Here is a 10719-nt window from a genome sequence, read left to right on the forward strand (position 1 = left end):
CATAAAAGAGGGTGCGCCATAGACTTATGACACACCCTCTTGATTTTAGAAATTTACATTGTCGCCTCCGCCGCCTTCACCGTCTCCGGTGTTATCCTTTCCGGTGTCTCCTGATGGGGTGTTGCCGCCGCTTGGGTTGTCCTTGTCGGTGCCGCCGGAGGTATCACCGGTATTGTCCTTATCGGTTCCACCAGAAGTTCCGCCGCCTGAAGTTCCGCCGCCATTTTCCTTGTCTTCGATGCCGTTGTACTCGGTCATCTCCTCCATCTTGATGCCACTGAGCATCGGCTTTACTCGCTTGCCCTGGTCCATGACAGAGTAAGGTGAGTAGATGATGTACATAGCCTTGATGTTGGCTTGGGTGAACTTCTTGGCGCTTACGGCTGGGGAAGTTCTGATGCCGAGCTTGAAGCTTCCGAAGTTGTCGAGCACCACCTTGTTGCCTTCGGAGATGTTGGCTGAGATCTCTGTCATCAGGGCGTTGATCACGGCCAGGATGTCCGGTTCGGTAACGGTGCATCGCTCGGTAATCTTCTTGGCGATGGCGCTGGTGTGCACCACTCTGTTCACTACTGCTCTACCGTAGATCATTCCCCTGGTAGGGGAGTTCTTGCGGTTGTTCTTCACTTTTCTGAATTTTGCCATACTCATTTAGATTTAAAGGGTTAAACATTCATTTTTCTTTCTTCATCGTTTTTTTGTCACGCAGATTTCGCAGATGACGCAGATTTCTCTGCGTTAGCTACTCATGCACGAGGTTACCCCCAGGGTGGTGGCAATCGCCGTGAGAATAGAAATCGCAATCTGGATAACGGTTTTCCATGTGTCTTTCTTCATTTTTGTATCTCCTTTCTGTTTATTTTAATGTTATTAGAAAAAATTCATCTCTTTTTATCAGGTTGTTAGAAAATTTTACATCAATACCTGCTGACGGTTCTTCCGCCGCATGGTGTAGCTTACGTGCAGCCAGCGGTGATTGCCGGGAGAGGCGCCGCGAGGCTCCAGGATCAGCTGGTCGAAGGTGCAGCTCGATTCTATGAATTTTCTGTACTTCGCCAGAATCTCCTCGTTCGGGATGAAGATGTCGGCAGCCTCGCCCAGGGTGTGCTGACTTCCCGGTACGCCATGTACGGCGAGGTTGAGCTGCGGACAGCGATACCCGCTCGTGATGGTGATGATGCCGCAATGCAGACGAAGTGGTTCCAGCACCTGCTCGCACAGCATCATCAGACGGATGATGACCATGGAGCTTTGTGGAGTGTTGTCGATGCCATACTTGATGGCGGTGCCTGAGCGGAGAAACTCTCCGAGGGCGAAGTGAGTGGAGAGGAGCATCTGCTGCATCCTCTCCAGTTCTAACATTGTGTGTGTTTCCATAAGCATTATTGATTGGTTTACGATGCAAAGATACGAAATTTTTTCGGGTTTGTCAAGGGTTTGGGGGTTACTGCGAGGGTTACATTGAGGGTTACCCCGTTTGGGAAATCATTTGAGCCTCTTTTGGCGATGAAATGAGCCTAACGTAACGTTTGTTTTAGGCTCATTTCATCGCCAAAAGAGGCTCTATTGCAGGGTAAAAGAGGCTCTATTCCAGACCAATAGAGGCTCTATTCCAAGCCAATAGAGGCTCTTTTCAGCTTTCTCCTCCTTCCATGATCAGCAGCTCGATGATTCGGCAGGGAGGATTCTTCTGCAGCTGCTCCATGTAGAATCTCGTGATGCTGTCGGGGTAGATGCTGTTGCGCTGCTCCATGCCCCTGAGCTTGCTCAGCGCCTTATCCGGATGATTGGGTGGGGGAATGCAGCTCTTCTGGAAGAACTGGCGGTAGAGCTTCTGCAGGGGGATGGGGCGCAGGAGATCATCGTGCCACTCATCGCCCACGTCCTCCTCGCCGCTGCTCCTCACCATCACATAGTCGCTCACATCGTGTACGAACTCAATGATCCATCTCTTGGGACATCGCCACTCCCGGATGCCCGATTCCTGATCCAGCATCCACTTATAGTCGTCGAGCATCTGCTCGTGGGCACGGGCTCTCAGCTCGTTGTACTCTTCTCTTGTCATAGGCGTATTATTTTAGAAAAATATGATTGCTGGCGCAAAATATGAATCACTATTCACTATCTCCAGGGTTCATCGTCTTTCGCCAGCACCTTGCCCTGCATCGCCTCGGCTATGCAGTCGTTTTCCGATTCCCTTTCGTCGTATCTGCCGCAGGGCTGGCGCACGTAGTACACCTTTCCGGGATGACAGAACTCCTGGTCTCTCACCTTCAGCATCTCTACGATGGTAAACATCTTGCCCTCTTCGGGCTTCGAGATTCGGTTTACGGTGAGCAGAAAGTCGGCGAGGTTAGCCCACTGGGCACTGCCCGCTACGGAGTAGATATCCAGCGGCGGAAAGGCCTCGTGACCGTCCTTGTACTGTATTCTCGGGTGGGCCACTACCACCGTCCAGATGTGGCGCGTACGGCTCCATGCCTGCAGCTTCGTCAGCATCAGTCTCACCTTTTCCGTCTCCGTGGCACGGCTGCCGCCCTCGGTCATGTTGATGAACACATACGGGTCTATCACCAGATAATCTATCTTCTGCTTCTTGCGGTTCATCATCGCCTCCATCATTCCGATGATGTAGTTGCTGTCGGGCAGGCGGGTCTTCGTGTCGAAATCCACCATGTGCTCCGACAGGTAATCCAGCACCTTCTGGTTCTCCTGTCTTGCCTCTTCGGGCGATTCTGCACCGTCCATATTCTCCGTGTTCCTCACCCCCAGGGCAATGCGGGCAATCTCCCTCACGTGCTTGCCCTTGATAGGTTTCTCGAACGAGAAGAACGCCACGCGCTTCTGGTTGTGGTACATCAGATGCGCCATCAGGCAGTTGAGGAAATCCGTCTTTCCCGAGTTCGGGCGACCGGTGAGGATGATGAGTCCGCCCTCGGAAGTGGGGTGGAAGATGCCGTCGGTGAGTCCGCCCATGCCCACCTCGTAGCCATGGTCGTAGTTGCCCATCATGATGTCGAGGATGTCTTCCTTGTGCTCGGAGAGGTCGTAGATGTCGGCGTCGCTGATGCCCTGCGCTTCGCTGATGATTCGCTGCACCTCGCGGCTTCCGAATGCCTCATATACCTCGCTGATGTCCTTCTTGCCCTGCGGCAGCGTGGTAACCTTGGCGCGGGTCTGGTATTGCTCTATCAGGAGTTTCACCAGTCGGCGGCCCGGGCGGTCGGTATCGCCGCAGATGATGATTTCGCCCGCCTGCTGAATCCACTCGTCGAAAGCCTCGTGACTCTCCTCGATGTTGGTGCTGGCGCCGTTGGCGATGCTCAGCACGTAGGGGAATCCGCAGGTCATCAGCGTGAGCCGGTCCTTTTCGCCTTCGGTGATGATGAGCTGGCGGATGGGCTGAGCGTCGGGTCGGAGCAGGTTGATGCTGTCGATGCCGTAGGGGGCGCAGGGCTTGGTGGGGGAAACCTGGCAGAAGAGCTTGCTCCACTCGCCGGTGATGGGGTGCTGCTGCACGGAGCGGAACTTCACGTTGATGATCTTTCCGTCCAGGTAGTTGCAGTAGGCGATGGCAGGCACCATCTCCACGCCTTTCGGGTCCTCGCTTTTGGGGTCATCCGCCGTCTGCTTCATCCATGCGCACATCACTCCTTCCTGTACGATGATGTCGGGCGAGATCTTCATCGCCTGGATATATCGCTGCACCATCGACTGGAGCGAGGCGAGTTCGGTGGCGCTGATCAGGGGACGGGCCTTGGGATGGCGCGAGAGGAGGTTGGCGGGGTGGAAGTGGTCGATGAACTGCTGCTGATCTTCCTGGTTTTTGAAGGGGTAGATGGGGTAGAGCCAGGATCGGGTTTCGGCATCTATCTCGAGGAAGTCGTCGGGCAGCATGGGCACGTAGTCTTTGGCCTTGTGTTCATCCTGCTGCTTTTTCTGTGCGTTGGCATAGTAGTTTCCGTTCACCTTACCGCTGCCCTTTCCGAGCAGCGATTTCATCTCCTCCAGGTATCCGCTCCAGTTGCACGACCAGCAGTGGATCAATCCGTTATCCACCTTGATGAAGCAGCGTGTCTTTCCGCATTTCGGACATGTCACTTGGATGTCGAGCTTTCCTCCAGCCATCAGCTTCATGGTTTTCTGGCTGATGTCCTTCAGGTGATTGAGGAGGGTCTTGAGGGATGGAGCATCATCAGCAGGGATGATGCCGCTCAGCATTTCCTTGTATCTCTCGAAGAGCAGCTTCTCTTCATCAGAGAGATTTTCCTTGATTTCATTGAAGTCGGTAGCATAGTAACGTGGCTTCTCATTTTTGTTTTGATTTTGTTGGTCTTCTTCCATGTTTTTAGTAATTTTATGTTGTTGTTGTATTGTTTGTTTTCTTGTGAAAGCTTGTTTGTTTGACAGTGGTTTACTTTGGAACAACCCAGGTGTGCGAGAATTTGTTCCAGGCAGCGTTGCCGGATGGTCTCGGCGCAGCATCCTGTGGTATTCGATGCTGCTCCTGGGTTCCATCACTTCGTGGCGTATCATAGAATCGCTGCTTCGACGCCTTGTCCTGATACTCGAAATTCGAGATAGGTCGGTACTGCCGCATCATTTCTGCCGCATGCAGCTTGAGGTACTTGGTGGCATCATTCACGGCACGCATGATGTTCTTCTGCATGAAATCGTATTTGATGAGATTGGCGAGCCAGCAGCTTTTGCCCACCGGGTTCTTGATGTTCATCATCACCTTGCTGTTCTTGAGCAGATAGGGATACAGATAGTCGTTGAAGAATGTGTTTGTAGCCATGTTGGTAGGGCAGGCTTCCTCCGGATTTATGTAGAGATTCGGATTAAGCTTTTGCGTTATTTCATTCACGGGCTTTACCACCTTGGCGTAAGCATCCGGGTCGGTTCCGATGTAATTGAGGAGCGCCTTGGCTGCAGCTTCCACTTCCTTCTCGTGCTCAGCCGAGCAAGTTTTGCACCCCGTTACATTCTTGCTTAAATTTTTCTTTTTATTATTTTTCTTTTCAATATATATATTATTATTAATAACGGGGTGCAAGGTTTGCACGCTTGAGTTCAAATCGGGGTTGTTTCCCATATCTTTCTCGTCGCTGACATGCCAGATAGGAGTGTAAAACGCCATGAGATTCTGGTCGGTATGAGGCTTCTCATCATTTTTCCAGATGAATCCGAATCCTGTGCATCTGAGCAGGATTTCCACGAAATCATGTCGGCTATGGAATCGCAGTCCCTCTACGATGTCCTTAAATCTATAACTGTCATACAGTTTCTGCTGGTTCATCCATGCCGGTTCTCCGAAGTAGAGCATCAGCATTTTGCGGATCTGCGTATCCGTCAGCCCGCTGGTATGCCAGCTGGCGATGAGTCTTCGCTCCGTCCTGATATCGATGCAGGTGGTGAGCGGCTGGATGGTGTAGCAGGTGTCATTGCTGGTTGTGTTGTTTTTCATTTCAATTTACCATTTACGTTAGTGAATTTGTTGAAGTAGAATACATTCAGTTCGTTAAGCTCGTCCAGGCTCTCGATAGAGTGTGTCAGATGATAACCGAACGTTCCGAATACTTTACGAAAATTCTTTCTCATATCTTCGATATTTTCATCACTCATGTTGGCAATCACCCCACGGAAGCCTCCTTTCTTTTTCTCGCAGTCGGCTTCAAATTCTGGGTGTGCGTTGAGGGGTGGCTCCAGGAGGAGGATGCATACGGCAATGCGCTCGATAGCTTCCGTTGACAGGCTGCAGTTGTCGGGTACGTTCAGGTATTTGTTGAATACCTTGTTGTGTATTCCACTTGTCTCGTGAAAGGCTGATTTCGTAATCTTGTATTGCTCATTCAACTCTCGGATGAAGAGGCTGATGTTCAAGGTTTCCTTTCTCTGCATTTTCCATCTTGTGGTGTAACCAGTGAATTTTTCTGCCTTCTCTGCATCATATTGAATGTAGATGGTAGCCTTGGGTCTTGGTCTGTTTTCTGTGTTCTTTTTCATTACTTTTGTTTAATGCAAAGGCGACATTGCCTTACGCATTGCAAAAAAATGAAAATTCCGTGACATAGCCAAAGAGATGAATACTTCGTGACTATAGTAGATGAAGTGATAAAAATATTTTTTTGCCACTTAATACTGCGAGATTTAACAGAAATAATTTGGTGGTTTCGGATAATTGGCGTATATTTGCAGGATAGGAGTTAAAACAATTCTTTCAATTAATAAATAGTAAGTTATGATGGTATATGTTGCAAATCCACTTTATGATGCCGTGTTCAAATACCTGATGGAGGACGAGCGCATCGCTAAGACCATTCTTTCGGCACTCTTGCAGAAGGAGGTGCTGGAGGTAAAGATGCGCCGCAACGAATACAGCAATATCAATCGCAATGCCATTTCCATGTTCAGAATCGACTTCGCCGCCAAGGTGAAGGAGAAGGATGGTTCACAGAAACTGATTCTTATCGAACTGCAGAAAACATGGCTTGAGACGGAAACTTTACGCTTCCGCCAATATCTCGCCTTGCAATATAACAACAAGGAGAATATGACGAAAGAATCTGACAATAAGTATGCTCTTCCTACTGTTGCCGTGTATCTGTTGGGGCATCGTGTAGGTGAAATCAATGAGCCTGTGGTCTATGCCCAGCATCGCATTTACGACTACGAGGGTAAGGAGGTGGTGCTTGATCAGCCTGATCCGTTTGTGGAGAGTCTGCAGCACGACAGCATTATCGTACAGATTCCTTTGCTAAGAGGCAAGGTGAATAATCACTTGGAGAGAGTGCTGAGTGTCTTCGACCAGACTCTTGCTTACGAGGAGGATAGGAGAGTATTGAGAGTAGATGAATCGCAGTATGCTGGTGATGGTGAAATGGAATATATTGTTCATAGACTTCAGTCGGCTGCCGCTGATCCTGAAATGCGTTATCAGATGAATGCTGAAGCTGAGTTCTTCAAGGCTTTAGAGGATCGTGATACTGCGATTATGGAGCAGGCAAAACTTATTGAAAAGAAGGATGCCGACCTTCTGGAACAAGAGAAGGCCATCAAGCAGAAGGATGCTGACCTTCTGGAACAAGAGAAGACCATCAAGCAGAAGGATGCCGACCTGTTTGAGCAGCAGGAGATGCTGAGACGTATGGTAGAAAATCTGACTAAGAATGGTATGGATGATGCTACGGTGATGAAAATGACAGGATTGACTGAAGAGCAGATTAGAAAGTTGAAATAATCCCTTAGTAGCCATACACATTCCATGAGCCTGGCAAAAAGAGAAAGTAGCAGATTTTGAAATGCCTGCATCAAATAGCTAAAGAATTACAGACTGCCGTAATTTAATACACGACAGTTTTCATATAATGATAGGAACATAGTTAATAGATTTCTGAGCCCCTGGTGCGTGACGCATCGGGGGCTTTATCGTCTCCAAACGTTAAAAACGAGTTAAACATAAAAGAAAATTTATGTTTCATTTGGTTGTTAAAAGAATTTTATGTATTTTTGCATCGTTAATAGATAACTAGATTTTTAAAAATCTCCCCTCCTTCGGGAGGGGAATAAAAAAGATAGGTATGAATAATAACATGGATTTACTTAGGGAATACGCTTCTCTTGCAGGCAAGGAAGACGAAAAGAGCGAAGCTCGAAAAACTGAGATTTTAAACTACATCAAATTAAATGCTGATGATAGTTTTAGAGAGGAAGCGGAGGTTTTTATCAACCAAAAGATCGATCAGCTTCAGAGTGAAGTCCAGACTTTGCGTGAGCAGCTTGCAAAGGAAGATTACAAGTTGCTGCCACTTCGATACATCGCACAGGAATACTTCGGAAAAAGCGCTGCATGGCTCTCTCAGCGTCTCAATGGCTCAGAGGTTCGCGGTCATGTTTACACGCTCAATTCCGAGCAGAAAGATATTTTCAATCGTGCCGTTCAGGAGATTGGACAACGCATTAGCTCTTTGCAGTTGACATAGAGTTAACTATTCACATATCCCAGTCCCCGGCACGATTCCGTGCCGGAGACTTCATTTAAGCAATTTTTGATATGAAAATTATTAAACAAAACGATGATCAGACCAAGGATAGTGCTGTAAAGCAGCGTATCCAGGATATTCAGATGCTCGTGTCGTGGCGAGAGATAGCACATACATATTTCGGCAAGTCGGCATCATGGCTTTATTACAAGCTCGATGGCATCGATGGAAATGGTGGAGTGGGAGGTTTCACCGAAGAGGAAAAGACTATGCTTCGTGGCGCATTATGCGAGGTGGCAAACCGCATACGTGCAGCTGCAGACAGAATATAAAAATGAGGCTGGGGTTTATCATTCATACCCTCATGGCAGCAGTCAACTACATAGCTAAGCGAGATTCTTGAGGGCATCACGACAAGACCTGAGAAATAAAGCAAAATATACAGACAATAACACATCATCACATCATGGCAACATCATTTTATGGCAACATACAGGAGGCGGAACTGAAGAACAAGGTGGCGGCAGACTGGTTCGCCACCTATGACTCCACGCCAGTTATCGGCAATATAGACTTTGCCGTGGCTGTGCCTACGCACGGTCCGCAACTCTTCGAAACCGAATACCTGCTCTGGGCGGAAGCCAAGAAGGGCACATCGTACGACATAATGGAATCGTTCATACAGCTCATCCTCACCATCGGTAAGGCCCGCACTTACGAGGACAAGCTGCCACCAGCATTTCTCGGTGCGTTCGACGCCGAGAAGATAGCCTTCGTGCCATACCATGAGGTGATGGATGTGTTCTCCCAGAACGACTTCAACTGGAACGTCACCCCATCCGACCACCAGTCGAAGGAGTTCCAGCAACTCCTTGGGCTACTCTCCTCGTTGATGAAAAAGCAACTGGTGCTCTTCCGCTACGCCACCGACGAGAAGGAACTGCGCCAGTTTATCAAGCGAAATTTCCGCATGGGACAGGACGGCGTGAAGCAGATACAGGTAACTATCAACAACTTTACCCACATTTACCGCAAATGGTGCGCCGAGGTGAAACCAACCATCAACGGTGACTGGGACAAGCTGAAGGAGGCTGGCATCATCGATGCCGACTTCTACCTCGCTGACCTACTCTCTGCCAACAACACCACACTCAAGGAAAAACTCTTCGTGCTTCTGAAGTCAGACCACTACGTGCTCGACCGCCGTGTGAACGACACTGGGCTGGAAAACTATACCCAAGCCGTATTCCTCGACAACCAGAATGCGCACACTCAATTTTGGAACCGATACAAGCGTCCACCTCGTCGCAAATACTGGGACAAGATGGTGGAACGCCGAGACTTGCTCGTGCCACAGGACGTAAGGGAGCGCAAAGGCTCATTCTTCACTCCTCCGCAGTGGGTGGAGCTATCGCAGGAATACCTCGCAAGAGAACTTGGCGAGAACTGGCAGGAGGAATACTATATCTGGGATTGCTGTGCTGGCACGGGTAATTTGCTGGCAGGCTTGACCAACAAGTACAACATCTACGCATCTACCCTCGACAAGGCAGATGTGGAGGTGATGCACACCCGCATCGCCACGATGAACAAGGCTTTGCGTGGGGAGCACGGCGGCAGTAACTTGCTCGACAGCCATGTATTCCAGTTCGACTTCCTCAACGATCCTTTCAACCTCGACAAGCCAGAGGAGAGCAAACTCCCAGAGTCGCTCATCGAGATATTGAAAGACGAGGAGAAGCGCAAGAAACTCGTCATTTATATCAATCCGCCGTATGCGGAGGCAGGAAACAGAAAGGTTATTGCAGCTGGAGGCGGTATGCAGAAAACCAATGTGGCAGTAAAGCATCTGACATACAAGAAATACTTAGATAAGATAGGAATCGCAGGGCGAGAATTATTTGCTCAGTTCATCATCAGAATATATGATGAAATCCCTACAGCGGTGCTTGCGCAATTTTCAAAGTTGAAAATTGCGCAAGCACCCAACTTCCGTGATTTCCGAAAAACGTTCCGAGCGAAGCTCGGTCGAAATTTTATTGTTCCAGCCGATACATTTGATAATGTAAAGGGAAAATTCCCTATAGGATTCTTCATTTGGCATTTGGACGATTACGATGTCTTCACAGAGACCATTACGGATGTTTACAACAGAAAGGGAGAATTTATCGGCAAGAAGACTTTGGCTCCTTTTGATGGGATGCCATCTATCAACGACTGGATTATCGAGACGCGCAACAAGCCCAACGAAATGAAAATCGGATTCATGTCATGTCGCTCACATGATTTTTCAAATGTGAACTATAATTTCATCATGAACGACAAAGCTCAAATGAAATCACCACGTGGTAGTTGGGTTACAGACTACAATGTAAAAGAATGCACGATTTACATCGCAGTTTGCCACTCTATAGAAGCCACTTGGCTCAACGACCGAGACCAGTTCTTGTATCCTAATGATGGATGGAAGACCGACTTGGAGTTTCAGAGCGACTGCCTTGCCTATACATTGTTCAATAACAACATACAGGCTGTACAGGGCACTAACCATTGGATCCCATTCACTGAGCAAGAAGTGGATGCCAAGGAAGCCTTCAAGAGCCATTTCATGAGTGACTATATCCGAGGCAAGGGCAAGACTGGGCAAAAGAAAACACAGCCAGTACAGCAAAGTCTGTTTGGCGATACCCCAATTATGGGGGAGGCCGTCCGAAAACTTAATTAGGGAAGCAAACAA

General features: G+C 48.7%; 11 protein-coding genes. 4 read left to right on the forward strand and 7 right to left on the reverse strand.

What is annotated here, in order from left to right:
* Window positions 1-45: 45 nt before the first annotated feature.
* From DXD25_RS15235 to DXD25_RS15255, 7 genes are all read right to left on the reverse strand, one after another.
* Complete coding sequence (locus DXD25_RS15235) at window positions 46-645, reverse strand: HU family DNA-binding protein (protein ID WP_158556356.1); 600 nt, start codon at window positions 643-645, stop codon at window positions 46-48.
* A gap of 93 nt (window positions 646-738) precedes the next feature.
* On the reverse strand, window positions 739-837 hold the full coding sequence (locus DXD25_RS17485; RefSeq protein WP_158556357.1) for a smalltalk protein: 99 nt from the start codon (window positions 835-837) through the stop codon (window positions 739-741).
* 75 nt (window positions 838-912) lie between these two features.
* Window positions 913-1362, reverse strand: a complete 450-nt coding sequence (locus DXD25_RS15240) for a D-Ala-D-Ala carboxypeptidase family metallohydrolase (protein ID WP_233522344.1) — start codon at window positions 1360-1362, stop codon at window positions 913-915.
* A 271-nt stretch (window positions 1363-1633) separates the two neighbouring features.
* Window positions 1634-2065, reverse strand: a complete 432-nt coding sequence (locus tag DXD25_RS15245; RefSeq protein WP_117664247.1) for a hypothetical protein — start codon at window positions 2063-2065, stop codon at window positions 1634-1636.
* Window positions 2066-2121: 56 nt separating this feature from the next.
* Window positions 2122-4344, reverse strand: coding sequence for a bifunctional DNA primase/helicase (locus tag DXD25_RS15250; RefSeq protein WP_158556358.1), 2223 nt, complete (start codon window positions 4342-4344; stop codon window positions 2122-2124).
* 70 nt (window positions 4345-4414) lie between these two features.
* The gene (locus DXD25_RS16785; protein ID WP_158556359.1) at window positions 4415-5467 is read right to left on the reverse strand and encodes a hypothetical protein; all 1053 of its coding nucleotides are present in this window, start codon (window positions 5465-5467) and stop codon (window positions 4415-4417) included.
* Window positions 5464-6006, reverse strand: a complete 543-nt coding sequence (locus tag DXD25_RS15255; protein WP_117664249.1) for a hypothetical protein — start codon at window positions 6004-6006, stop codon at window positions 5464-5466. The genes DXD25_RS16785 and DXD25_RS15255 overlap by 4 nt, the downstream gene beginning before the upstream one ends.
* A 235-nt stretch (window positions 6007-6241) precedes the next feature.
* Between DXD25_RS15255 and DXD25_RS15260 the strand changes: the two genes are divergently transcribed.
* The 4 genes from DXD25_RS15260 to DXD25_RS15275 all read left to right on the forward strand — a co-directional run bounded on the left by DXD25_RS15260 (window position 6242) and on the right by DXD25_RS15275 (window position 10707).
* Window positions 6242-7240, forward strand: a complete 999-nt coding sequence (locus tag DXD25_RS15260) for a hypothetical protein (RefSeq protein ID WP_117664250.1) — start codon at window positions 6242-6244, stop codon at window positions 7238-7240.
* Window positions 7241-7580: 340 nt separating this feature from the next.
* On the forward strand, window positions 7581-7982 hold the full coding sequence (locus tag DXD25_RS15265; RefSeq protein ID WP_117664251.1) for a DUF5053 domain-containing protein: 402 nt from the start codon (window positions 7581-7583) through the stop codon (window positions 7980-7982).
* 71 nt (window positions 7983-8053) lie between these two features.
* A complete protein-coding gene (locus DXD25_RS15270) occupies window positions 8054-8314 on the forward strand; it encodes a DUF5053 domain-containing protein (protein ID WP_117664252.1) in 261 nt (86 codons plus the stop codon).
* Between the two features lie 134 nt (window positions 8315-8448).
* Window positions 8449-10707 (forward strand): hypothetical protein, encoded by a 2259-nt coding sequence (locus DXD25_RS15275; protein ID WP_117664253.1) that lies wholly within the window; start codon window positions 8449-8451, stop codon window positions 10705-10707.
* The last annotated feature ends 12 nt before the right edge of the window (window positions 10708-10719 follow it).

Source organism: Prevotella sp. TF12-30 (assembly GCF_003436715.1).
GTDB classification, from domain to species: Bacteria; Bacteroidota; Bacteroidia; order Bacteroidales; family Bacteroidaceae; genus Prevotella; species Prevotella copri_A.

What these genes read in the sequence shown, in the direction of transcription:
- DXD25_RS16785 (WP_158556359.1), bottom strand. Translation starts at nt 5,467, where the DNA reads ATGAAAAACAACACAACCAGCAATGACACCTGCTACACCATCCAGCCG.
- DXD25_RS15270 (WP_117664252.1), top strand. Translation starts at nt 8,054, where the DNA reads ATGAAAATTATTAAACAAAACGATGATCAGACCAAGGATAGTGCTGTA.
- DXD25_RS15255 (WP_117664249.1), bottom strand. Translation starts at nt 6,006, where the DNA reads ATGAAAAAGAACACAGAAAACAGACCAAGACCCAAGGCTACCATCTAC.
- DXD25_RS15265 (WP_117664251.1), top strand. Translation starts at nt 7,581, where the DNA reads ATGAATAATAACATGGATTTACTTAGGGAATACGCTTCTCTTGCAGGC.
- DXD25_RS15245 (WP_117664247.1), bottom strand. Translation starts at nt 2,065, where the DNA reads ATGACAAGAGAAGAGTACAACGAGCTGAGAGCCCGTGCCCACGAGCAG.
- DXD25_RS15235 (WP_158556356.1), bottom strand. Translation starts at nt 645, where the DNA reads ATGGCAAAATTCAGAAAAGTGAAGAACAACCGCAAGAACTCCCCTACC.
- DXD25_RS15240 (WP_233522344.1), bottom strand. Translation starts at nt 1,362, where the DNA reads ATGTTAGAACTGGAGAGGATGCAGCAGATGCTCCTCTCCACTCACTTC.
- DXD25_RS15275 (WP_117664253.1), top strand. Translation starts at nt 8,449, where the DNA reads ATGGCAACATCATTTTATGGCAACATACAGGAGGCGGAACTGAAGAAC.
- DXD25_RS15260 (WP_117664250.1), top strand. Translation starts at nt 6,242, where the DNA reads ATGATGGTATATGTTGCAAATCCACTTTATGATGCCGTGTTCAAATAC.
- DXD25_RS15250 (WP_158556358.1), bottom strand. Translation starts at nt 4,344, where the DNA reads ATGGAAGAAGACCAACAAAATCAAAACAAAAATGAGAAGCCACGTTAC.
- DXD25_RS17485 (WP_158556357.1), bottom strand. Translation starts at nt 837, where the DNA reads ATGAAGAAAGACACATGGAAAACCGTTATCCAGATTGCGATTTCTATT.